Annotated in this window: 19 protein-coding genes; 12 read left to right on the forward strand and 7 right to left on the reverse strand. The window is 45.2% G+C overall.

The annotated features are described in order from the left end of the window. Positions 1 to 216: 216 nt before the first annotated feature. The 4 genes from helD (at position 217) to ACWGXJ_RS09605 (ending at position 5,721) form a co-directional block, all read left to right on the forward strand. Positions 217 to 2,595, forward strand: coding sequence for an RNA polymerase recycling motor HelD (gene helD, locus ACWGXJ_RS09590; protein WP_336076912.1), 2,379 nt, complete (start codon positions 217 to 219; stop codon positions 2,593 to 2,595). Positions 2,596 to 2,748: 153 nt separating this feature from the next. Then, complete coding sequence (locus ACWGXJ_RS09595; RefSeq protein WP_452566631.1) at positions 2,749 to 4,590, forward strand: adenine deaminase; 1,842 nt, start codon at positions 2,749 to 2,751, stop codon at positions 4,588 to 4,590. Between the two features lie 125 nt (positions 4,591 to 4,715). Continuing rightward, entirely contained in the window at positions 4,716 to 5,297 is a 582-nt protein-coding gene (locus tag ACWGXJ_RS09600) for a Crp/Fnr family transcriptional regulator (protein ID WP_254325875.1), read from the forward strand. 82 nt (positions 5,298 to 5,379) lie between these two features. After that, a complete protein-coding gene (locus ACWGXJ_RS09605) occupies positions 5,380 to 5,721 on the forward strand; it encodes a darcynin family protein (RefSeq protein ID WP_039270101.1) in 342 nt (113 codons plus the stop codon). Between the two features lie 139 nt (positions 5,722 to 5,860). Here ACWGXJ_RS09605 and ACWGXJ_RS09610 read toward each other — a convergent pair whose 3' ends face one another. Then, entirely contained in the window at positions 5,861 to 6,709 is an 849-nt protein-coding gene (locus ACWGXJ_RS09610) for a copper amine oxidase N-terminal domain-containing protein (protein WP_452566632.1), read from the reverse strand. 243 nt (positions 6,710 to 6,952) lie between these two features. Between ACWGXJ_RS09610 and ACWGXJ_RS09615 the strand changes: the two genes are divergently transcribed. Continuing rightward, entirely contained in the window at positions 6,953 to 8,227 is a 1,275-nt protein-coding gene (locus ACWGXJ_RS09615) for an ABC transporter substrate-binding protein (RefSeq protein WP_452566633.1), read from the forward strand. Between the two features lie 33 nt (positions 8,228 to 8,260). Next, positions 8,261 to 9,964, forward strand: coding sequence for a methyl-accepting chemotaxis protein (locus ACWGXJ_RS09620; RefSeq protein WP_452566634.1), 1,704 nt, complete (start codon positions 8,261 to 8,263; stop codon positions 9,962 to 9,964). 95 nt (positions 9,965 to 10,059) lie between these two features. Here the strand turns inward: ACWGXJ_RS09620 and ACWGXJ_RS09625 are convergent, their stop codons facing one another. After that, on the reverse strand, positions 10,060 to 11,334 hold the full coding sequence (locus tag ACWGXJ_RS09625; protein ID WP_452566635.1) for an oligosaccharide MFS transporter: 1,275 nt from the start codon (positions 11,332 to 11,334) through the stop codon (positions 10,060 to 10,062). Between the two features lie 485 nt (positions 11,335 to 11,819). On the opposite strand from ACWGXJ_RS09625, the gene brnQ reads away from it, so the two are divergent. Next, positions 11,820 to 13,178, forward strand: a complete 1,359-nt coding sequence (gene brnQ / locus ACWGXJ_RS09630; RefSeq protein WP_452566636.1) for a branched-chain amino acid transport system II carrier protein — start codon at positions 11,820 to 11,822, stop codon at positions 13,176 to 13,178. A 16-nt stretch (positions 13,179 to 13,194) separates the two neighbouring features. Here brnQ and ACWGXJ_RS09635 read toward each other — a convergent pair whose 3' ends face one another. Further along, the gene (locus ACWGXJ_RS09635; protein ID WP_452566637.1) at positions 13,195 to 14,115 is read right to left on the reverse strand and encodes an AraC family transcriptional regulator; all 921 of its coding nucleotides are present in this window, start codon (positions 14,113 to 14,115) and stop codon (positions 13,195 to 13,197) included. 180 nt (positions 14,116 to 14,295) lie between these two features. On the opposite strand from ACWGXJ_RS09635, the gene yicI reads away from it, so the two are divergent. Next, a complete protein-coding gene (gene yicI, locus ACWGXJ_RS09640; protein WP_452566638.1) occupies positions 14,296 to 16,620 on the forward strand; it encodes an alpha-xylosidase in 2,325 nt (774 codons plus the stop codon). A 144-nt stretch (positions 16,621 to 16,764) separates the two neighbouring features. Here the strand turns inward: yicI and ACWGXJ_RS09645 are convergent, their stop codons facing one another. Then, positions 16,765 to 17,718: a serine hydrolase domain-containing protein gene (locus ACWGXJ_RS09645; RefSeq protein ID WP_254325867.1), complete on the reverse strand. Its 954-nt coding sequence runs from the start codon at positions 17,716 to 17,718 to the stop codon at positions 16,765 to 16,767. A gap of 271 nt (positions 17,719 to 17,989) precedes the next feature. Here ACWGXJ_RS09645 and ACWGXJ_RS09650 point away from each other — a divergent pair, with 271 nt between their 5' ends. Both ACWGXJ_RS09650 and ACWGXJ_RS09655 read left to right on the forward strand, forming a co-directional pair. Next, positions 17,990 to 19,708, forward strand: coding sequence for a methyl-accepting chemotaxis protein (locus tag ACWGXJ_RS09650; protein WP_452566639.1), 1,719 nt, complete (start codon positions 17,990 to 17,992; stop codon positions 19,706 to 19,708). 90 nt (positions 19,709 to 19,798) lie between these two features. After that, positions 19,799 to 21,109: an MFS transporter gene (locus ACWGXJ_RS09655; RefSeq protein WP_452566640.1), complete on the forward strand. Its 1,311-nt coding sequence runs from the start codon at positions 19,799 to 19,801 to the stop codon at positions 21,107 to 21,109. Between the two features lie 91 nt (positions 21,110 to 21,200). Here ACWGXJ_RS09655 and ACWGXJ_RS09660 read toward each other — a convergent pair whose 3' ends face one another. The 3 genes from ACWGXJ_RS09660 to fsa all read right to left on the reverse strand — a co-directional run bounded on the left by ACWGXJ_RS09660 (position 21,201) and on the right by fsa (position 23,706). Continuing rightward, positions 21,201 to 22,400, reverse strand: a complete 1,200-nt coding sequence (locus ACWGXJ_RS09660; protein ID WP_452566641.1) for an MFS transporter — start codon at positions 22,398 to 22,400, stop codon at positions 21,201 to 21,203. Position 22,401: 1 nt separating this feature from the next. Then, positions 22,402 to 22,857, reverse strand: a complete 456-nt coding sequence (locus ACWGXJ_RS09665) for a MarR family winged helix-turn-helix transcriptional regulator (RefSeq protein ID WP_311082564.1) — start codon at positions 22,855 to 22,857, stop codon at positions 22,402 to 22,404. Between the two features lie 201 nt (positions 22,858 to 23,058). Beyond that, a complete protein-coding gene (gene fsa, locus ACWGXJ_RS09670) occupies positions 23,059 to 23,706 on the reverse strand; it encodes a fructose-6-phosphate aldolase (protein WP_013309811.1) in 648 nt (215 codons plus the stop codon). A 218-nt stretch (positions 23,707 to 23,924) separates the two neighbouring features. Between fsa and ACWGXJ_RS09675 the strand changes: the two genes are divergently transcribed. Together ACWGXJ_RS09675 and ACWGXJ_RS09680 are read left to right on the forward strand one after the other, a co-directional pair. After that, entirely contained in the window at positions 23,925 to 24,602 is a 678-nt protein-coding gene (locus tag ACWGXJ_RS09675; protein WP_446674584.1) for a CBS domain-containing protein, read from the forward strand. 24 nt (positions 24,603 to 24,626) lie between these two features. Beyond that, positions 24,627 to 25,247: a TraX family protein gene (locus ACWGXJ_RS09680; protein WP_452566642.1), complete on the forward strand. Its 621-nt coding sequence runs from the start codon at positions 24,627 to 24,629 to the stop codon at positions 25,245 to 25,247. Positions 25,248 to 25,304 lie beyond the last annotated feature (57 nt).

Genomic DNA, 25,304 nt, shown 5'->3' on the forward strand with positions numbered 1-25,304 from the left:
GGACTGAACTTGCTACAATAGAGGATGCTCTGTTTTATGGTGAAACCATAAGCGTAAGTTGTGAACTACACTTCTTGTTACATTATAGCATGCTTCAAAGGATTAGTCAATTTTCCCGGATCAGGGGGATGCCGCGAGTATGCCCGGGTCCATAATAGAGCATAGTTTGTACGCAAGGGAGCCCTGCATGGAGCAGGAGGAAACGGAACAGGAGCGATGCCAGTGACTACTGAACAGCAATGGAATGAAGAACAACGAAGAGTAGAAGATGTGACCGCAGTGATTAGCGGGCGTATTCGGAAGCTAGAGACAGAGGTTGGTTCTGTGCGCGGAGATGTCGTCGATATGCGTAAAGACTTCTGGGATGAGGTAACGATCAATTTCAGTGAGGCGGACGATGTGGGCGAGACGTCCACCAGTTTGCGTCAGCAGTCCGAGATTTTGTCTGAGCGGGAACGAAGACACAAGCATTCCACAGAGGCGTTAGGTCGTTTGAAAAAGTTGCTTGATTCACCGTATTTTGCACGAATTGATTTTGCTGAGGAAGGGCAGACTGCGGAACGTGTTTATCTGGGGATTGCCTCCCTACTGGATAATCAAGATGAGGAATTTCTGATCTACGACTGGCGCGCGCCTATTTCCAATCTTTATTACGATAACATGCCGGGGCCCGCCTCATATAAGACCCCGGCCGGGGAGATGGAAGGGGAACTCACGCTTAAGCGCCAATTCTCGATTCGTGATGGACAGATCCGTTTTATGTTCGATACAGGAGTGACGATTGGAGACGAACTTCTTCAAGCAGTATTGAGCCGCAGCTCGGATGCTCAAATGAAAAGTATAGTCGCTACTATCCAAAGGGAGCAAAATCGCATCATCCGTGATGATCGAAGCCGGATGCTCATTGTTCAGGGGGCGGCAGGAAGTGGCAAAACCTCTGCTGCGCTTCAGAGAGTAGCGTATTTGCTGTATAAGTACCGGGATCGCTTACGAGCGGATCAGGTCGTGTTATTTTCGCCTAATCCGATGTTTAACAGTTATGTATCGACAGTATTGCCTGAATTAGGTGAGGAAAATATGCTTCAGGCCACGTTTCAGGAATATTTGGAGCGGCGTTTGGGCCGAGAGTTTCAGTTAGAAGATCCATTTGAACAGCTGGAATATGTGCTTTCAGCATCGTTACAGCCTGGGTATGAAGCTAGGATGGAGGGTATCCGCTTTAAGTCGTCCAAGACGTTCTTACATGTGATTACAAGCTACAAGACGTATTTGGAACAGGAGGGAATGCGTTTTAAACCCATCCGTTTTCAGGGACGTGAGGTGGTTTCAGTAGAGCAAATGGCACGCAAGTTTTATGAATTCGACTCTACGGTTCGGCTGGCGAATCGATTGGAACTGCTACGGGATTGGATGCTCAAAGAGCTGGCCCGCTTTGGTAAGGAAGAATGCTCCGCCCCATGGGTGGATCAACAGATGGATCTGATGGAGCCGGAGGATTATCAGCGTGCCTATAACCGTATGCGCCGTAAATCCAAGAATAAGGGCGATACCTTCGACGATTTTACGCGTGAAAGAGAAATATTGGCGCGTATGGTGGTCAGTGGCCGCTTAAAGCCCCTGCGCAAATGGATTAAGGCGCTTCGCTTCGTAGATACGACCCGGCTCTACAGCGAGCTGTTTATGAATGAGGCATTGTTGAGCCAACTGGCGAATCATGCAGAGCTGCCCGTCAGCTGGGGTGAAATTAGTCGACAAACTCTGGAACGAATTCGGGCTGGGGAGTTAGCGTATGAGGATGTGACACCCTTTTTATATTTGCGTGAGCTGATGCTGGGCTTTCGTTCCAATAGCAACATCCGTCACGTGTTTATTGATGAGGCACAGGACTATTCCCCATTCCAGCTGGCGTTCTTCAAGCGTTTATTTCCACAGGCTAAAATGACGGCACTGGGTGATTTTAATCAGGCGATCTATGCCCATGCCTCGGTGCTTCAGGATGCAGAACCATTGTATGACTTGTATGGTGCAGATCAGACCGAGATGATTTCCCTGACACGCAGCTATCGCTCAACACAGGAGATTGTGGAATTTACCCGGGGGATGGTCGCTGGGGGAGAGCACATTGTACCGTTTAACCGTAAAGGTGAGAAGCCTCTTGTTACTGAGGTGCGTTCGCTTGAAAAGTTGCATCAATTGATAGTTGGGAATGTCACAGAATTGTTGGCAGAAGGCTATGAATCCATCGCGGTGATCTGTAAAAATGCTGACGAAAGCGCGGCAGCCTACGAAGCGCTGGAAGGACAGCTGTCAGTGAAGCCAAAACTAATTAAGAAAACAACTCCTGCTTTTGAAAAGGGGATTCATATCATTCCGGCCTACCTGGCAAAAGGCGTGGAATTCGATGCGGTTCTGATTTATGACGGATCAGCGAAACAATACCAGCGTGAGAGTGAGCGTAAGCTGTTCTACACCGCCTGTACGCGAGCGATGCATCTGCTGCATATTTATAGCATAGGGGAGATTACGCCATTCGTGAGTTTACGGGATTCGGATACGTATACCCTCAAAGTGGAAGAAAGTGATCGTGTTCTATAGAGAGGACATTGGCAATCAGCCGGGGACAAATGCCTTAGAAACCCTTGCGATGCCTGAATAGATGTAGAGTTGGCTGGCATTATGGAGCGTATTCCAGTAACATAAGCAAATAAGCAAAACAGGTAAGAAGCATAAACGGAGGTTACAAACGTAATGGACATGAAGAGTGTATTTCAACGCCCGCCGCTAGCGGACTGTGTACCCGAGTTGGTAGCTACAGCTAGAGGAGAGCGCAAGGCATCGCTGGTGATCCGCGGAGGAACACTGGTCAATGTGGTATCGGGCGAGTTGCTGCCGGGCATGTCTATTGCTGTGCAAGGTGCTCGTATCGCTTACGTCGGTAGGGACGTCAGTCATACGATTGGAGAAGACACCATAATCATTGAAGCGGAAGGCCGCTATATGGCACCGGGGTTACTGGACGGACATTGTCACATCGAAAGCACGCAGCTGACCGTAACGGAGTTCGCTAAGGCTGTACTGCCGCTGGGAGTGACGGGTGGTTTTTTTGACCCGCATGAAATTTCCAATGTACTGGGTCTAAAAGGGCTTCGTCTGATGCTGGACGAAGCACGTACGACACCGCTGGCTGCTTACATGCAGGTGGCTTCTTGCGTCCCGTCCACAGGTCCGGAGCTGGAAACGACGGGTGCCTCCTTCGGCCCGGCGGAAGTCGCAGAGGCGTTAAGCTGGGGCCCGGATATGATCGGGCTGGGCGAAGTCATGAATTTCCCTGGTGTCGTCTATGGAGACGATGTGATGATCGGGGAAATTCAGGCCACGCTGCGCGCGGGCAAGGTGGCGGATGGCCATTTTACATGGGCCTCCGATGATTGGCGGCTGCCGGTCTATGCAGCCGCGGGAATTACGGGCGACCACGAGTGTGTCACGCCCGAGGATGTAGCCGAGCGTATCCGGCTCGGCATGTATGCCAAGATGCGGCAAGGCTCCGCATGGCATGATGTGGCCGAGACGATCCGAGCCAGCACCGAAATGGGTCTCGACACGCGCCGCATGATGCTGGTAACGGATGACCGCAGCGCAGAATCCTTGCTCCATGAAGGGCAGATGGACTTCGTCGTGCGTCATGCGATTGCACAGGGCGTCAAGCCCGTAACCGCGTTTCAGATGGCCACGCTGAATACGGCAGAGCGCTTCGGCGTGGCACGGGACATCGGATCGATCATTCCGGGTGCGATTGCCGACATTATTTTGCTTGATGGCCGATTGGCCGAAGTGAATGTGACGGCTACCATCGCAGCGGGCCAGCTGGTGGCCGAGCACGGTCAAATGGTCGCCGATTGGGACGGCTTCGTTTATCCTGCGGAAGTGATGGACACGGTCCACCTGGGACGAGAGCTGAGTGCTGCAGATTTTCGCATTGCGGCTCCAGTACAGGAGGGGAATGTACCTGTACGGGTGATTCGTGTTACGGAAAACCACGTGGACACGAAGGAAGTGCGAATGACCGTTCCGGTCCGTAATGGAGAAGTCACGGCAGATCCTGCACAGGATTTGTGCAAAATAGCCGTTTTCGAGCGCCATCATGCCAGTGGCAGTCACGCGGTGGCACTTGTGACAGGTGTCGGCTTCACCGAGCCGGCTGCAATTGCCATGACCGTCGCGCATGATAGCCACAACCTACTCGTCATAGGTAATGATGACGAGCTCATGACACAGGCGGCGAAGCAGGCTGTTACCCTGCGTGGTGGCGTGGTGGTCGTATCCGCCTCGGGTGAGACGCGCTTCCCGCTGCCTATCGCCGGGCTGATGTCCCCAGCTCCGTTTGCAGAGGTAGCTGCGCAGTCCGAAAGTATCAGCCGGGCACTTCAGCAGTCCGGCTGCATGCTGAACAACGCGCTGATGACACTGTCACTGCTCGCACTGGTCGTTATCCCTGAAATCCGTCTGTCGGATCAGGGGCTTGTCGTGATCGGAGCGGATGGCATCCGCAAGGTATCTCTTTTTGTGGAAGAGGATGCTGCGGAAGTCTGATAGAACACGTCGCTGGGGGTTGTCCTACAGGTCTGCCCAGACCTGAGGGATAACCCCTGTTTTTCATACACGAAGTCAAAAAAATATCTTCGATTCCTTTATAAAAATCAAGGAGCGGTGAGCAGATGCATCCCTATTATCGTTCATTAGAAAAAATGGCTCATCATGCCTCGATTATAGAGCAGGATTGGAACAGGTTTGTAGAGCAAACCTGTGTGAAGCATATTCAGCAGGGAACGGTTCTCATTGAAACGGGTGAGCCTGTGAAACATGCCTATTTTTGTTCAGAGGGATTATTCCGTTTATTTTATACATTAGCAGATGGCAGAGAATACAATGTTGGTTTTTCGCCAGAAGATGATTACGTAACCTCTTATGGGGCTATGATCCAAGGAGAACTATCCACTTTTTCGATTGAGGCCATGGAAGATTCGGTTGTCATTGAAATTCCATATCACGTATTGAAGGAGCTTATGGATACAAGCCATATGTGGGAAAGATTCGTCCGTAAAAGTGTAGAAAGACTTTATATTCGAAAAGAGGAACGGGAGCGCGAATTATTGTATCTTTCTGCTAAGGAGCGTTATCATGCTTTTCTTCTCAAATACCCCGGATTGGACAAACGAGTTGCCCAATATCATATAGCTTCGTACATAGGCGTCTCCCCTGTATCACTTAGTCGTTTGCTGCGTAGTGATCCGCATTAACCTATGTTAATGCGACGTTGTAGACAAGCAGCGTACAATAACGATAAATCATTCAAGCTTCACCAAAAAGGAGATAAGGCATATGCGTTATATGATGATAGTATTATTGGAGTTCTACCCTTCCTGGTTGGCTCTACCTCGGGAGGAACGTCGAAAACATGCGGGGGCCTTGCAGGCTACCATTCAAAAATATAGCGAACATGTTCAGGTTCGTTTTTTTGATGCAGAAGCACTGCCTGGAAAGGACTACACCGATTTCGTCGTATGCGAAACGGAGGACATGAAGCAATATCACTATATGTGGGAAGAAATTCGCGATTCGGAGCCGTATACCAAAGGATACATGAAGATTAAAGATGTAGTGATGGGTATGGAAAATGCATTTCAGTCCTATGAGTCAGAAATGCTACAGATGGAAAAATAACGTCATTCCGCTTTCTATGTAAAATGAAGAGTTCATCTTATATACGATTAAAAAGGCGAATTCCTGTGCTGCTTATGTTCAGCTGGGAATTCGCCTTTTATCTTTTGGAGACGAAAAAGTATAATAAGAGAAAATCACATTATACAACTGTGTTACTTATAATCTTCAAAAAACCGTTCTTCCCAGCGGTATCCATTAACTGATTAATGGATTTTCTTGCGGTATCGTTAAACAAATACCACTCATCATTCGATACATCATGAATCAAAGTCTCTGGGTAGCCTGTTAAAAGTTCAGGTGGATAAGTGCGAATTAAAGAATATATATCAAAACGAACTAAGCTTTTCCCTTTTTGGCCTAAAAAATCATATTGTGCATTTTTATAATAAGATCCAGGTGTGTCAAGAGTGAAGCTCCAAGAATAGTTTGCAGGTGCTTCGACCTTTTCACCTTTGTTTTTTGCAAAAATATTATAAATGGTTTCGTTATATGCATTGCCATGAATTTGCTGAACTACGCCGCCCAAAGTCATACGGTATTCCTGTTGAAGTGCTTTTACTTGTACACCGTTTATGAACAATGGATTAGTATCAACAGTCACTGTAAAGTTGCTGTAATTAACATTGCAGCCAAACGCCTCTGCAATAAAACGAAGCGGAACATATATGCGATTATTTTTTGTATATGGTTTTACATCAAGCAGCATCTTTCTACCATTTTTCTCCGCTGTGCTTCTGTTTACTGCTAATTTTACTTTCATCTCGCTTTTAGCGAGAATAACCTCGGAATCGGACCATTCGACGCTAGCCCCCAAACTTTCGCTCATAACACGTAGAGGTACCATGGCGCGTTTATTCTTCATTTCGGGCTTCACATCGGATGTAATAGTCACACCGTCAATTTTGATCTGATTTTGTGCTGCATAAGTAGTGGACGATGAAATAAATAAAAAAATTGCAAGAAAAGCCGCAAAGAATGCTTTGTTCATAAATGATTGCTCCTTTTTTAGTTAAATTTGTTGCGCAGTAACTTCCCCCATATGAAGACGCAATTCGATAAAAAAACGTTGCGCTGTCGTGTCCCTTAACTTAACGTAACAACCAGTTTGTACTATTCAATTACATTCCGATATTTACCAACTAAAAATTACTAATCTTCCTGGGTAATTATGTCGATAACACTGAATATTATTCATAAAATTTATCAAAGTAAATCCTTAGGGGGAAAGTTAATGAGAAAACAGCTAAAAGTTGCGATTTCTCTAGTATGTTTAATGATGTTTATAGGTTGTTCAGCTTCACCAGTATCACAGCAGACGACCAAGATTACACTTTTGAATTCCAAATCTGAAATAAAAACCCAATTAGAAGAAGTAGCAAAACAATACAATCAAGAGCACCCTGAAGTATCTTTGGAGATTATAACCGCTCCAGAGGGAACGTCAGCATATCAAAAACTGATGTCGATGTACGGCTCAGGAAGTCCAGCAACTATGTCGATGCTTGACCCGGGCGACACGCAGACATTCCTGGATAAAGCCGTTGATTTAAGTAAAGAGAAGTGGGTAGCCGATACGATAGAAAATGGACTTGATGCAGTTAAGAAAAACGATGCTGTGCTGGGATTCCCATTTGCAGTAGAAGGCTACGGATTAATCTATAACAAGAAAGTATTGGACAAGGCAACAGGGGGTTCTTTTGATCCTTCTTCGGTGAAAAGTAGAAGCAACCTGAACTCATTAATGGCTAAGATTCAGAAGACGGGAGTAGCACCGGTCATGCTTTCACCAATGGACTGGTCTCTCGGCTCTCATCTTTTAGCTCTGTCTTATTCTGTTCAACCTGTGGGTTTTCCAGAGTTTGTTAAAGGTATGCAGGATAACTCCATAGACATGTCCCAAAATAATGTAATGTCTGGATGGGTACAAACTTTAGATCTGCTCAAGAATAACAGCATCAATAAGAATTCACCTTTGGACAGCACGTATGACGATGGAGTCAAAGCATTAGGAGAGGGAAAAGTGGGGCTTTGGTTTATGGGCAACTGGGCTTGGGCTGGGATTAAGAGCAATGATACAGCAAATGAGGAATACGGTTTTTTGCCCCTTCCGTTAAGCGATAATACAGATGACCCTAACAATGCTAAAATCACAGTCGGTGTAACAAAGTATATTTTCATTGATTCTACAACTACAACACCTCAGGAGCAAGAGGAAGCAAAGAAGTTTCTGAACTGGCTGGTATACGACAAGTCCGGACAAGAATTTCTGGTAAACAAGGCTAATACGATACCCGCGTTCAAAAATATTAATTTAGAGCCTGCCGATCCTTTGGGACGATCGATCAAGTCATATATGTCGAACGGAAAGACGCTGCCGTTTATGGCAACACTTCCACCTGATCACGGGGCCATCACAGGAGCATCTATCCAAAGCTACATTAGTGGAAAGATAGATAAGGCTGAGCTGTTGCGCCAAATACGCATATACTGGAAAGCTCAGCAGTGATGATACGAGACCAGTTACGGGAGGAAGATAAAGATGTTTAAATTAACGTTAAAGAAAAAAATAATTAGTGCAGCGCTCATACTGGTTATCGTACTGTCCCTTTCAAGTGTTATAGGCGTCATTAAGATGTCGGAAATGGGTGAGGCTTCTGATAAGGTAAATAACAGGTCTTTGCCTGCGGTTATTCTTCTTCAGGGTATGGATAAGCAGATTACAGAAATCGATAGACTCACCGTTCGATTGATACTTGAAGAGGATGCGGCTGTTCGCAGCACTTATCAAGAAGAATTAACCAAAGCTACAGCTTCAATGGATAAGAGTGTAAATGAATATCAAAGTTTAGCCTCTACGGCAGAGGAAAAAGAACTGTTCACCAATTTTTATGGTCAGTGGGCAATGTATCTTCGCCATCTAAAGGTGGTTTCCGCTGCCATGGAAGAAAACGACAAAGTGATGGCCTACATGATCATTCATGGAAATTCTTCTATTTATAAGGCAGCATTAGACAATGTAAATAAACTGAAGTTACTTAATGAGCAGTACGCTACTGATGCCGCTAATCAATCGAGTCAATCTTACCATTCAGGTAGAATTTTGATGATTTCTCTGACTATCATATGTACGATCCTAGGAATTATCGGTTCTTTTTTACTGGCTCAATCGTTCACTAAGCCCATATTAAAGATTGCGGAACAGATAAAGCTGGTAACGAGGGGGGACCTGCAAGTGGAGCCCCTTAGAGTCCGGTCAAAAGATGAGGTCGGGGAACTGGCATCCGATTTTAATGAAATGTGCGATTCACTGCGCAACCTTTTAAAGGAAGTTGTGGATAATTCCTTACTGGTTGCCTCTACGGCTGAACAGTTAACGGCCAGTGCGGAACAGACGAGCATCGCTACCGAGCAGATAGCTATAAGTGCCACTCAAGTCGCAGAGGGATCTCAGACACAGCTTGCAGATATAGCTGAAACGCTGAATTACACGGTAGACGTTTCTAAAAGTGTAGACAACATAACCAATCGCTTTGTTCATGTGGCTAATCTCACAACCCAAGCACAAGAAAAAGCAAACAACGGGAAAACCCAAATGTCTTCGACTGTCTTCCAAATAAGAGATGTGCATACCAAGGTAACTCAATCCGCTGAAGTGGTAAATATTCTAGGCGAAAAGTCGGCGGAGATTAAACAGATCACAGCTATGATCAGTGATATAGCAGCCCGAACCAATTTGCTTTCACTAAATGCGAGTATAGAAGCTGCAAGAGCGGGAGAGCAGGGAAAAGGATTTGCGGTTGTCGCTTATGAAGTACGCAATTTATCGGCACAAGCAAGTGAAGCAACGGGCAAGATTTCTTCGCTGGTCAACGAAATCACATTAAGAACAGATGAAGTTGTGGTTTCAATGAATGAAGGTGTTCAATCTCTGAATGAAGGCATGATGCTTGTCGAAGGTGTAGGTAACGTTTTTTCTGAGATTGTGGGTGCCGTTGAAGAAGTGGGTAGTGAGGTGGACACGGCGGCTTTAGAAGCAAGATCCGTAAATGAAGGAACCGTTTCTATGGTTGAATCGATGAAGAAAATTGCTGAAATCTCCGAACGTGCTGCAGATTCTACTCAAACAGTCGCAAGCGTAGTCGAGGAAACTACCGCATCCATGCAGGAAGTGTCAGCAGGTGCTAACATGCTTGCCAAGAGAGCGGAAGAAATGAATCAAACGGTGTCGGTATTCAAGATTTAAAATAAGCTTCAAATCAAGTGGAGTTAAGAGCGGCAGCCTTGGACGAGAAAAAAAGTCTTAGACTGCCGCTGTTTTGTTAAGCTCAAACCATTAGATTACGAATGAACGGCTTCAGCTTTTTTGGCTGCTCTTTTCAGATCCTGTTTACGACGTTCCTCCAGATACCGCTTACCATTCTTCTTGTCTGCTGTCAGTGTAAAGCAGGATATGATGGTGAACAGGCCTGCAATGGAACCCAGAATTACATAAGTTATCGGGAAATTCAATACTTCATACATATGTCCCACAATGGGCGAGAAAATGGAAACCATCAGGGAGCCCATAAACAAATACAGCAGGTACATGGTAGAGGACAAGCGTTGGTCAAAGTTAACGGTAATGTATTTGAAGATGGCTACCAGAATAAGCGGTTTCTCCAGGGAGTGAATCATCTTCATTGCAGCTACCCATATGGAACCGAATGGCAACGAAGAGCCGATAATACGCAGAGACATAATCGACCCGGCAATAATTAATGCCCATTTGGCGGTCGTTTTGTTCACAAACCAAGGGGTAACGAAAAGGAACACAAATTCCAGGAAAACCTGCACAGCGCTCAAATCACCGAGGAATTGATTTCCTTCCGCTTTGGAACTGAACTGCGATACGAAGTATGTGGCAAACTGCTGGTCATATACCTCATAGATTTGGGTCACGCCAACCATGAATAGCATAAGAAACCAGAACTTTTTGGTACGCACGAGATGCAGCACATCGATTAGCTTCAACGATTCTGTTTTCTGCTGCTCCTGTCCGGACATTTCGACTTTGGTCAGGAAGATGCAGATCATGGCAACAACGGCAGATACCGAGGCAATCCAGAAGGTCAGATTTACATTGATATTGATGACCCGTCCTGCAACAAAAGTAGCCGCCGCCCACCCAAGTGAACCCCACATGCGAACCCGTCCGTATTCAAAGCCGTATTTACGCGAAACTTTGTCCATATACGAATCGACGACACCGTTACCTGCATTAAATACCAGGCCGATAAATAGCGCACCAACAATGGCACCAATGACGAACTGCGTTTGTAGTAATGGACCGTACACATAAATAAAAAAGGGTCCGACGAGCAAAAGAATCGTAAAGAGTATGTACAGCAGATGTTTTCTCAGACCCAGCTTGTCGGATAAGTAACCGAACAGGGGTTGCATAATCAGGGCCACGATTGAGTTAGCCGCATATAGAAATCCCGTGTAGGTTTCTGAAATTCCCAGGCTTTGTCCCAGCCAAATGACAAAAAAAGACATGGCGGCAGACCATGTAAACAGATAAGCGAAGTTAAAAATACTCAGAGACCAATAGTTGCGTTTTGCCAAATTCATCATGTTTAAGCACCCCTTCAAATTGTAGCCGCTCAATGTGTTGTCAACGTCAATATGTATTGTCTGTACTATTAATTGTAAGGATTTTTCATTTGCTTCCATAGGGCATTTTCCCAAGATTTCCTGTGCTTATTTCAATCAGTTGAGAATTCGGATAAAACAGCAGATCCTGATATGGATTAAAATTGGGGCTCAAACTATTTTAAATATGTTGAAGAGGAATAGTACTATATCTACATCTTGTAAGAAATAAGTCCTAAGTGTAAAATTCTCTTATAGTTCATTAAGCTCACTAAGTTCATTCTGCAAGTACAAAGTTACTTGAAATACTGATCGTATATAGAGTATTGTGTAACGATGAGTTAAGACGAAACCCACTCATCCTAAAGGCACGGGTTATCACTAGGCTCTATTAACATATATTATACAAATTAAAAAGAAAACGAATAAAAACAAATTGTTGTGAGTTCGTAGTTGGAGGATTTATTATGTCGAAAAGTGTTTCTTCGTCCTTTATTATCATTATAGGCTCAATGCTATTTGCCTTATTTTTTGGTGCAGGGAATCTAATCTTTCCACCTATGCTTGGGCAAATGGCTGGAAAGAATGTATGGGTAGCCAATGCGGGTTTCTTGGTTACCGGAGTTGGCTTACCATTACTAGCCGTCACAGCCTTTGTTTTTTCAGGCAAAAGCAATTTGCAAACTTTAGCGAGTCGTGTACATCCTGTATTCGGTCTAGTCTTTACAACAATTCTTTATCTGGCCATCGGGCCTTTATATGCAATTCCTAGAACCGGTAGTGTGTCATTTGAAATTGGAGTAAAACCTTTTTTTTCTAACAATGCAGATCATCCTGTCGCACTTGTTGTATTTACTATTCTTTTTTTTGGAGTTGCATGCTTGTTATCACTTAATCCTACAAAAATTATTGATGTTATCGGAAAGTTCTTAACACCCATTAAATTGACATTCATTGGATTACTTGTGATTGTAGCTATTATTCACCCAATAGGAAAATTCCAAGAACCTGCGGAAGGTTATACATCGAATGTCTTTTTCAAAGGCTTTCAAGAGGGTTATTTAACATTGGACGCTCTTGTAGCCTTTATTTTTGGAATTATCATTGTGAATGCAATTAAGGATAGAGGAGTCACTACAAAAAAAGAGTTGATGATCATTTGTGCCAAAGCGATAGCAATTGCGGTTATACTCTTAGCTTTTATCTATACGTCTCTTTCATACATGGGAGCTTCTAGCGTTGAAAAATTGGGTGTTTTGGGAAATGGCGCTGAGGTGCTAGCTAAGGTTTCCTCCTATTATTTTGGATCTTATGGTTCTATTCTATTAGGCTTAATGATTACAGTAGCGTGTTTAACGACAAGTGTGGGGCTTATTACTTCCTGCTCTTCTTTTTTTCATGGATTATTTCCGAAAGTCTCATACAAAAGAGTTGCTCTCATGTTATCTATATTTAGTGCTCTTGTAGCCAACATAGGTTTAACACAGCTTATTAAGGTTTCAACGCCAGTATTAATGGCAATATATCCTATTGCTATTTCTCTTATATTTTTAACTTTTTTACATCCCGTATTTAAAGGAAAGTCAGAAGTATATCAAGGCAGTTTGATATTAACCTTTATCGTTAGTTTATTTGATGGCTTGAATGCTGCTGGAATAAAAATCAATGTAATTAATGACTTTTTCAATCATCTTCTTCCATTATATAATGTAGGGTTAGGATGGTTAATTCCCTCTGTTTTAGGAGGTGTAGCTGGCTACATATTTACTAAGTTAAGAGGTAGAAAAATAATTTTAGTACTTTTGAAGCCCAAAAAGAATAAATGATTTACCCTATGGCATATTAGTCTGTTATATAAGGGACAGCAAGCGCCTGATCTGCTTCGTGCTGCTTACGGTACTGCGAAGGGGTCAGGCCGTTCCATTTTTTAAAGGTCGCAATAAAATAGCTTAAATTGTCAAAACCAACATCCAGCGCAATATCAACCACTTTGCAATCACTTTGCTCCAGCAACCTGCAAGCCTTCTGAATCCGATGATAGTTGATATATTCTATCGGGCTTTTCTGAACCATCTGCTTAAAAAAACGGCAAAAATGCCCCTCACTCATTCCAATCTCATCTGCGATCTCCCGTAAACGTATAGGTTCATGAGCATGACTGTTGATATACGCCAGCGCTTTTTTGATCCGTTCAACTTTGTTGCGTTGACCCGCCATAATCACATCCTCTCCGTTAGCAGGGGTCATGTGTGGAAACAGGCAGGCAATTATGCTATAGAGCTGCGCCTTGGTCGCCAATTCACGGGCAGGCGCATTCTGCTCATGGCTGGTGATAATGTGTCGCAACGTAACCAGCACCTCTTGCTCCCAGGGCTGCACGCCTTGAATGTGAGGGGGAGGGACAAGCTTTTTACTGATAAATGGGTCAATAAACTGCGTCTGTACCGTATCCTGCGTGCGGCTGTGCAGCATGTCTGGATGAAACACCACCGCAGAAAATATGCAGCGAGGGCTTTTTTGTAAATAACCGGCGTGAAGCTCGCCGCTGTTGACAAAAAGGGCTTCACCTTTGTTAACCTCCGTATAGACCATATCCGTCTGAAAAATGGCGCTTCCCTGCTCCACTACGATAAACTCCATCTCTTCATGCCAATGAGATTCCAGTATACTATTTCCGTTCAACTGCTCTACGCTCGGATATACGCTGACTGGGTACATGGGATTGCCGTGAATGCGGTTTTCCCGCAACATTTCCCTTTGCATTTCAACGACTCCTCTTCTGCAAACTGATTTATATAGAAAACATCAAAATATTGATACAATACGTCAAAATAAACGAAGTAAACCCTTACATAAATCAATATTATTATAGTAAGGATTTCGCAAAAATCCAACAAGCGATTTGGGATCAAGAAATAAAGATTGAAGCGGAGGAAGTAACAGATGAAATTTACTGATGGCTATTGGATGGTTCGCAAGGGCTATGAAATACAAAATCCTGCTGATATCCGTGATATTGTGACGGACGATGCTTCCATGACGGTATATGCAGCGACCCACCGGATCGAGCACAAAGGAGATACACTGAACGGAGCGTTGCTGAAAGCGACCTACAGCTCGCCCATGCCGAATGTCATTCGGGTGCGTCTGAACCACCATAAGGGACGGGTGCATCAGGGTCCGAATTTTGAAATTCACACCTTGCCAACAGAGGTAGATATTACAGTGGATGAGGACGCAGCGGTACTGAAAAGTGGCGATCTGAGTGTGCGAGTCGGTCGTGGGAAGAGCTGGGATGTAGGATTTTATGTCGAGGATCGTAAAGTCACAGGCAGCGGACATCGGGGACCAGGCTATATTACAGACCCGCAGGATCAGCCTTTTTTCCGAGAACAGCTGGAGCTGGGCATCGGTGAGTACGTATACGGACTCGGAGAGCGTTTCACCCCGTTCGTAAAAAATGGTCAAGTGGTCGATATCTGGAATGAAGATGGCGGGACTAGCAGTGAGCAGGCCTATAAAAACATTCCATTTTATCTATCGAATAAAGGGTATGGTGTGTTCGTCAACCATCCGGAAAAGGTATCCTATGAGATTGCATCGGAAAATGTATCAAAGGTTCAGTTTAGCGTCTCCGGCGAATCGTTAGAGTATTTTATTATTGGTGGAGCTAACCCTAAAGAGGTACTGGACAATTACACCAAGCTGACGGGTAAGCCTGCATTACCACCAGCCTGGACCTTTGGTTTGTGGCTGACCACTTCGTTCACAACAGATTATGATGAAGCGACCGTGAACCATTTTGTGGACGGGATGGCTGAGCGGGATCTGCCACTCTCGGTATTCCATTTTGACTGCTTCTGGATGAAGGAATACCAATGGTGTGATTTCCAGTGGGATCAAGATATGTTCCCAGATCCAGAAGGCATGCTGCGGAGATTGAAGGCTAAGGGCCTCAAAATCTGCGCATGGATCAACCCGTATATTGCAGAAAAGTCCATTTTGTTCGATGAAGGCATGGAGAATGGCTACTTGGTCAAAACAGCTGATGGCAGCGTTTGGCAATGGGACCTGTGGCAGGCAGGGATGGGGCTGGTTGACTTCACGAATCCGGCTGCTGTCGCATGGTACCAGGATAAGCTGAAGGTGCTGATCGATCAGGGCGTGGACTGTTTCAAAACCGACTTTGGTGAGCGTATTCCAACACATGTAGTTTATCATGATGGCTCTGACCCAATGAAAATGCATAATTATTATACGCATTTGTATAACAAGGCAGTGTTTGAAGTGCTGGAGGAAAAGCTGGGTAAAAATGAAGCAGCGTTATTTGCACGTTCTGCTACGGCCGGGGGGCAACAGTTCCCAGTTCACTGGGGCGGAGACTGCTCGTCGACGTATGAGTCGATGGCAGAATCATTGCGGGGCGGATTATCACTTGGCTTGAGTGGGTTTGGCTTTTGGAGCCATGATATTAGCGGCTTTGAACTAACGGCTGCGCCGGACTTATACAAACGGTGGGTGCAGTTTGGACTTTTATCCTCCCATAGCCGACTACACGGAAACGTGTCGTACCGTGTTCCTTGGCTGTTTGACGAAGAGTCAGTCGACGTGGTACGCAGCTTTACCAAACTCAAATGCTCGCTGATGCCACACCTGTATGCTTCTGCTGTGGAATCCTCGTTGAAGGGACTGCCGATGATGCGGGCTATGGTGTTGGAATTCCCGCAGGACCCAACCTGTGCAACGCTCGATCGACAATACATGCTAGGAGATTCCATTTTGGTAGCTCCGATCTTTAATAAAGAAGGCAGTGTACAGTATTATGTACCTGAGGGTCAGTGGACGAATTTGTTAACAAACAAGAGCATGTCTGGTGGTCGTTGGGTCAACGAGTATCATGATTTTACAACCTTGCCTGTGCTCGTGAAGCCGAACACACTGTTGGCAATTGGTCATGAGGACAGTCGTCCGGACTATGATTATGCAGATCAAGTGGCGCTTCATTTGTTTGAGCTTGGAGAGGGGCAACAAGCTCGAACGGTTATCGTGAATACGTCAGGTGAAGAAGAGCTAACGGTTATTGCCAGCCGCAAGGATTCTGTTATTACGGTGAAGGCAGAAGGTGCTGTTAAACCATGGTCGATAGTCCTGCGCGGTATTTACGAGGCTGTTCAAGTGGAGGAAGGCAGCAGCCAGTCGGGAGAACAGGGTGTAATCATTACACCAGCTTCCAGCGGACAGCAAGAGCTTACGATTCACTTGGGCTAGGTAAGGCTCTAGAAAGTGGATGAAGTATGTCATAATGTAGCGATTATATGTAAAAAAAGGGCTTGCCTGATCCAACAGGCAAGCCCTTTTTGATGCAGATTTTTGCTAGAGACCAGTTGCAACTTTTAGCTTCGGTATCTATTCCTATCCATTCTGCTGGAGTAGCAGCGGTACAATATACTGCCGGAAAATATCCACAGGAGCCCGTTTCTTTTTGAATTTATCAGCGGTAACGACAACAACCATGTCATACGACGGGACGACAACAATGTATTGCCCACCGAAGCCGAGAGCGTAAAAATATTCTCTTTCAGTTCCTGTCTCTGTTTCATCTGAAAAGGAAGAAGTCCACCAGTGCCAGCCGTAAAATGCTTTTTGTGGTTTGGCAGCAGGAAGAAACGGACGGGTTGAATATCGGACTGTCTCTGTTTGGATGATCTGCCGTCCTTCCCAGCCTCCTTCGTTCAGATAAAGCCGCCCGAATTTGAGCATGTCCATCGGTCTGAGATGCAGTCCGAATCCACCCGTATGCGTGCCCTGAGGATCGGTCTCCCAATGGTAGCTTTCGATACCGAGCGGTTGGAATAATTGCTGCTCGGCAAATTCAACAACTGTTTGTCCAGAAACATTACGTAATATGGTGGCCAAAAGTTGAGAACAGCCAGAACTGTATTCCATTCGCGTGCCTGGCACATCCGATAATGGCTGTGAAAGCACAAATTGCACCCAGTCTGACGTTTTGCTCATGGTAGGAAAAGAATTTTGCCCGCCAAATTCCGTCCAGTTAAAGCCTGCGGACATCGTCAGCAGATGTTCAATCGTAATATCACGCTTTTGAGAATCACTATCTGTGGCCAACTGGGGAAAGAATTCGAGGATTGGTGTCTCCGGTTTCGGTCCCCGTTGCTGGTCCATAGCGATACTAACTAATGCGGAAATCACGCTTTTGGTACAGGAATTTATTTTATAGAGTTCGTTAGCAATTTGAGGTTCACGATAGTAATTCATGATCATGTTACCCTGCTGCTCAATAAGGCAGCTGCGAGTTTCCAACTCGTTAAGCACGTGAATAAGTGGCTTGAGTTCCAGGCTTTTCATGCAGATCCTCCTTGAGGCTTATGGCATACCAATACATAGTATATCACTTTTATAGTCTAGAATTCGAAGGTTACAAACGGAAAACAGTTCATTTACCTAATTTTGAATTTATTTGTTTTTTGATATTAAAAAAGATATATATGTTCACTGAATAGACACAAATATATTTAAAAATCTATACACTTTTTCTGTTTCATTCAAAAAAACAGTCGAATAAAACGATATATAGTAAGTTGGACATTTTATTCAGAAATAACTGGGGGACCGATTCATGAATTTAACAATTAAAGCCAAAATGATTCTTAGCGCGATACTGATCCCGAGTGTGATTGCAGCCATGCTGCTGACCAATTACATTTTAAGCGTACATAGTGAGAATGAGTACAAGGATATTATGAATCGTGAAGAGGCTATTGCGTATAACTCGAAGTCTCTTCAATTTTTGTTAAACGGCATATCTAACGATGAGCGGGCATATTTGCTAACACGTGACGAACAGTACGGGCGAGAGATCGGAAACAAGCAGAGTGAAGTTACAAAGCTGCTACAGGAGACAGAAGCTCTGCTTAGTACAGGCAATGAGGATTCTATGAAAAAGATGACTGATCTCAAGACGGGGATTAATACCTATATGAATCAAGTTCATCATTTACTGACAACAGCGGGGTATCAGAGTACGAGAGATGATGCTTTCCCGCCATTTTCTGATTTGCTCGATGATTTTGAAAACGAACGGGTGTTGCGCAAGCAACTGGATACCAAGGTAGTAGCCTTTGTCAAAGCACAAGAGGATATGGTGACGGTGAAAGTACAGCAAGCGCACCAAACGATGACGAATACATCCTTGATTACGAGTATTGTAGGACTTCTAGTTATCATTTACAGTATTTTTCAATCCATCGTGCTGATTCGTTCCATTCGTCCATTACACCATATGAATGAGCAGCTGTTGGAAATGTCTGAAGGTGGGGGAGATTTGCGTAGCCGACTGGATATTACGTCTAAAGACGAAATCGGTATGATTGCAAGCTCCTACAACAAGCTTATTGAGGGATTCCGCAGTATTATAGTGGATGCTCAAGATACGGCGCGTACATTAACCGTAACCGCAGAGCGGGTTAGCGTAAGTACAGAGGAAATGAATCAGGCCAATCGTCATACTTCCGGTGTAATGGAAGAGCTAGCGGCTGGTATGGAGCATCAGGTCGATGATATTACACAAACTACAGATACCGTGAAAGAGCTAGCCCACGAACTGGAGCATATTGCAGCTACAAGCCAGCAGGTGTACGAATTATCTGATACAGCCGCTAAAGATGCAGAAGCAGGAGAACAATCTATAGGTCAGGCTATGCGTCAGATGGAGAAGGTAAGCGAAAGTGTAGACAGCTCTGCACGTGCTGTGCGTTCACTTAGTGAACAGGCCGAACAGATTGGCATGATTGGAGCTGTTATTACCGGAATAGCCAAACAGACAGGAATGCTGGCGCTCAACGCGTCGATTGAAGCGGCAAGAGCCGGAGAGCAGGGGAAAGGATTTGCTGTTGTAGCCTCTGAGGTAAGAAGATTGGCCGAGCAGGTATCAGTTTCAGCAGCAGAAATTACACAATTTGTGCAAAATATTCAGGAGCATGTTGGAAATGTCGCTTCCAGTATGCAGACAGGTACGGTTGAAGTGCAGTCTGGCGTAAAGGTCATGCAATCTGCAGAAACCGCATTTCGTCAGATTGGAAGTTCCATTCAACAGGTCAGCGAACAGATTCACAGTGTAAACCGGTCCGTAGAACAAATGTCCGGCGGTTCCGAGCGAATGGTGGAAGCAGTAGAACGTATTCGTGAAGTAGCAGAGCAGTCGGCAGGGGGAACCCAGAGTGTCAGTGCGGCGGCTGAAGAGCAACTGGCTTCCATGGAGGAAATTGCGTCTTCCATTCATACACTGGCGGATATGTCGCAACTTCTGAATGCAAGGGTCGGTGGATTTAAAGTGTAGCCGCATAAATTCCCACCAATGTAAACACAATAACATCTGTTGAACGAATCAGAACAGCTGTGTTATTACTTTTGCAAAGGTGGTAACGGGATGCAACAAAATAAAGGGAATCTGCTTGCGTTAGGTTCCATCCCGCTGATGATGACGCTGGGTAATTCCATGCTGATTCCAGTTTTACCGGAAATCGGACGTAAGCTACATGTAAGCTCTTTTCGGATTAGTATGTTGATTACAGTATATGCGGTGGTGGCCATTTTACTGATACCGATTGCGGGCTATCTTTCCGACCGATTTGGCCGTAAGGCGGTGATTGTTCCCTGTCTGATTCTGACTGTGATTGGAGGGGGGATTTCTGCGGTGGGAGCATGGCTGCTTCACGATTTGGCAGCTTACTGGACCATTATTGCAGGCCGTCTACTTCAGGGTGCGGGAGCGGCAGGGGCTTTTCCTATAGTCATTCCGCTTGTGGGCGATCTGTACGAAAATGAGGATGAGGCCAGCAAAAACCTAGGGGTAGTTGAGACCTACAACACATTTGGTAAAGTGCTAAGTCCAATACTCGGTGCTGCGTTGGGAGCTGTTCTATGGTTTTTGCCATTGGCGGTGATTCCGGGCCTCTGTCTGATTTCGCTCATTTTAGTGCTTTGGCTGATTCATGTGCCCAAGCGTAAGAACCAACCGATTATGTTTCGAGAATTTGTGGGAAATGTGAAGCAAGTGCTTGCCGAAAAAGGACGCTGGCTCTATGCTATTTTTGCAATGGGCGGTATTTGTATGTTTGTCATTTTTGGCGTCCTGTTTTACTTATCTGACATACTGGAAAGTCGTTACAACCTCCATGGAGTGTGGAAAGGTTTTGTGTTAGCCATTCCGCTGATTTCCCTCTGTCTGTGCTCTTATGTAGGAGGCAAGATCATCGGCAAGCACAAAAAGCGCATGAAGTGGGTCGGTTTCAGTGGTTTGGCCGTATTGACGATCAGCTTTGCCATTCTCGGATTTTTCCAAAATATTTATGCGGTGATCGGATTGTTTACATTAGGGGGCGGCGGGATTGGGCTCGCACTGCCTTGTTTGGATTCCCTCATTACGAAGGGAATTGAAAAAGAGGAGCGCGGAACCATTACTTCGTTGTATAGCAGCATGCGCTTTGTCGGGGTATCGTTAGGCCCTCCGGTTGTTTCATTGCTGCTGGGTCGCAGTGGACATGGTCTGCTTTTTGGCGTGATGGCCGCAGTGGGAGGCATTGCAGCTATGCTGATGCTGTTTGCGGTCAGACCCAAGCAGGATGAACCCACAGATGACAAATCCACTGACCCTATGAATGTGGATAAGGGGCTAACAGATGTGTCCCGAGAAAAGCCTCTTTCTCCCAAGCTAAGACGCAAAGCTCCTGTGAAATAAGAAAAAACACCCGTTGTCCATGAAATCATGGCAACGGGTGTTTTTGAAAACTGAGCAAGTATAAACTAATATTCAATTGTAAATCATAGACTTACCCTTCTAGAGGGACATGTGTCTTAGGCTTACGGCTTACGACGATTTGTATGACATAGATCAGTAAGAACAGTACAATAAACAGCGAGGAGAGACGGTACATCCACGCATAATCACTTGCTTTGGCGATAATGCCAAGTATAAGCGCTCCGGCTGCAACCCCAAAATCGAGGGAATTGAGAAACATTCCGTTTGCCATACCCCTCTGTTTAGGAGACACGACCTGAATCATCCAGGTTTGCAGGGTCGGCTGCATGACACCAAACCCGATACCGTAGCAAAGAGCAGACATATACATGAAGACATCACTGTGCGCGTAGGAAAGCAGGATCAGACCGCCAATTAAAAACAGGGAGCCGGGGATGAGCAGTGCTTTTGCCCCCTTTTTGTCATAAATACGGCCCGAGAAGGGACGCACGATCAGCACGGATACCGCATTAAACAGGAAAAAGTAGGCAGGATGCGCCAGATTTGCTTCATCCCCGTAAAGCGCCATAAAGCCGAGTAACCCACCATATGTGATAGACATCAGCATGTTCAACAAGGCGGGAATCCACAATTTACGGTTAAATGCCGGTTTTCGCCCTTCTTCCAAAGGAACCATAGGTGGTTCGATGTGCCCCTTAGGTAGTGTACGAATCAGCCAGTAAGCCAACGGGAATATCACAACAATTACAGCTGCTGTCGTATAGGCAAGCAGGTTGAAACTCCCGTATTGCAGCATCGAAATGCCGATGGTTGGCCCAATCGACATCGCTAGACTGGTGGACAGACTAAAGAAACCCATTCCTTCACCGAGACGTTTGGGCGGGATGACGTCAGAGGCCATCGTTGGAAAGGCCGTACTACTCATACCGAAGCCGATCCCAAATAACATCCGCATGAGTAGAAGCACTGTAATCGTCGGTGAAACACTGTACCCCAGCGTTCCTGCCAAAGCAAACAGTAGGCCCACGAAGATCAGGGTACTGCGGTGTCCTTTTTCCAGCATACGGGCTGAAAAGAGTCGTGCTGCAATCGCACTTAAAGCGAATAAGGTTGTAACGAGACTGACCTGAACGGAACTGGCGTGGAATGCATTTTTCACATAGGAAGGGATAGAAGAAACGATCATTTGTAATTCCAGAAACAAAAATAAATTGGAAACCGTAAGAACGATAAATTCCTTGGTCCAAAGAGGTTGCTTGCCTTGTTGCATATTAATCGTTCTCTCCTTGTTTTTCTGATTCGGTCATGTTGGCGTGAATTTGTAAAAGAGTCTGGCGGAATTGCTTCAGATCGGCTGAGGAAATTCCTTTTACAAAATCGTGGTTGGCATCAAGTTCGACAGGAAGAGTCTCTTTCACCAGTTGTCGGCCTGCTTCAGTCAAATGAAGTAAATAGGCCCGACGATCCTGTGGACTATTCACACGCCGTACCCAGCCCTTCTTGTCCAACAAATCAATAATTCGAGTTGTGGTAGGCTGGTCCTTTACGGCCTTAGCTGCAATTTCTTTCTGATTTAAACCCTCAGCCTGATAGATTTGGTACAGAACCGACCATTGCTCTGGGGAAATATCATAAGGTTTGAGGCGCTGCAAGAGCTGCTGACTCATTTTGCGGTGAGTAATCCCGAGCAACATCCCAATGGAACAATCGGGAGGCAAGTTATTCATAGGTACTCCTTTCTGTTTCCCGTACATAAATTACTTCGAAATTAATTAGTTGTTATAACAATTATATGAACAACAAGTTATTTTGTCAAAAAAAGTTGTTCAGCGTTTTGGGTCTGCCATCACTAAAGCCAAAATAAAAAAACAGCCCGTAAAATACGGGCTGTTTGGGTTGATATAATATCGTTTGCCATGACTGGCGAATTAAGCTTTTGGTACAGTTTCCCAGTCCTTCAGGAAGCGTTCGATACCGCTGTCTGTCAGCGGGTGTTTCCACAGAGAAGGGAGCAAGGAACCTGGAATGGTGGCAATATGTGCACCAGACAGAGCAGCATCTTCTACATGCTTAATATTACGGATGGATGCGGCGATGATTTCGGATTTCAGACCATGAATGTCCAAAATTTGTCTCAGCTCACGAATCAGCTTCATACCATCAACAGCAATATCATCCAGACGTCCTACGAATGGGCTGATAAAAGTAGCGCCAGCTTTGGCTGCCATCAAACCTTGAGCCGCGGAGAAAATCAGTGTTACATTCGTTTTGATTCCGTTCTTGGTCAGCTCGTTACAAGCGTACAAGCCGTCTTCGGTCATCGGAAGCTTGATAACCACGTTCGGTGCCCACTTGGCGATATCATAAGCTTCTTTGAGCATATCTTCAGCCTTCAGACCAATAACCTCAGCACTTACGGGACCTTCAACGATACTGCAAATCTCCTGAATGACTTCCTTGAACACTCGACCTTCTTTAGCGATCAGTGAAGGGTTCGTTGTTACACCATCAACCAGACCCAAACGTTCAATACGTTTGATTTCTTCAATGTTACCAGTATCCAAGAAAAATTTCATTTGATTTCCTCCTCAGGTTTATATAATACATAATACATATCACATGCGATGTACAATAGTTCATTTAAATGTAGCATATTGCACACGTTAAACTTATAATTAGTATGTATTACATTCTTAATTGTGACACATTTTAAATTCGAAAACAAGCTGTGTATGATTAAAATTTGATGAATTGTCGGAAGAAGCTGAAATTTACCGATCTATGCTCGTCTATAATGTATACTACCCCACTCCATAAGGAGGTAATCACTATTCAACTGTCTGAAAGACAGCGGGAAATTGTTGAAATTGTCCGGCGTCTGGCACCTGTTACGGGGGATAAAATTGCTGAAACACTGGGACTGACGCGTCCGACTCTCCGTTCTGACCTTGCTCTGCTCGTTATGCTCGGGCTGGTGGATGCCAAGCCGAAGGTAGGCTACCTGCCAGGACGTTACCCCAAATATGATAGTCATATCGGCAACATGCTCAAAAAGCTGACTGTGGCAGATATACTTAGCGATCCGATTTTGATTTCCGGTGACACGACCGCCTATGATGCGGTGCTGATGTTGTTTCAGCAAAATACAGGCACGCTGATGGTCACAGGGGAGGAGCAGGAGTTCATTGGGATTGTTACCCGCAAGGATTTGCTGAAGGTCATGCTGGGGCATACCGATCTTCACACCGTCCCGGTGACCATGGCAATGACGCGCCGGGCCCAAATGACGACGCTTGCTCCAGAAGACACTTTACTGGAAGCGATATCGAGACTGATTCGGCATCAGGTCAATTGTCTTCCAGTTTTGGACGAGCAATGTAGCTCCTCAACTCCAATTCGGGGGTTGGTAGGACGGGTTACGAAAACGGATATCATGAACGCCATTCTGAGCTTGACAGAAGAAAAAACGTAAAACATTGAATAAGGGGGGCCTTATATGTACTGGTTGGCCATGCTGACGATGCTGATTGACCATGTCGGGCTTGTGTTTTTTCCGACGGATCCGGCTTGGAGAATTGCCGGCAGGCTTGCTTTTCCAATCTACGCGTATGCGCTGTATTTGGGATATACTCATACCCGAGACATACGGAGCTATATGCTCCGTCTACTCGGACTGGCTCTGATATCTCAAGTTCCCTATATGCTAGCGTTTGATGTGCTTAGACCGAACGTAATCTGGACGCTATTGGCCTCGTTGCTCGCGCTGGCTGCTGAATCCCGCTTGAAGCACTGGACGGCTGTAACGGTTCTGTACGTCCTTTCAGCTCTGGTTATGGAGCTCAGCCAGATGGATTACGGAGCCTATGGACTGCTGTTGGTTCTCATTTATCGATACACCCGTTCATATATGATGATTGTAGCCCATTTTATTTTGAACGTAGTGTATGATATGGTGCATCACGCGAATCTCCAACACTTTAGTCTGCTGTCCAGCATTCTGATCGTATGTTTTGCAACTGGAGAAAACGGATTTTATAATAGGGTACCGCGCTGGTTGTGGCGTAGCTTTTACCCGGTACATCTGGCTGTTATCGCTGCAATTCGTATCTGGCCCTAATCTAAATCTTATACAACAAAAGAACCTTTAAAACCACGACATAAATGGTTTTAAAGG

The sequence above is a fragment of the Paenibacillus sp. S33 genome (assembly GCF_053615415.1).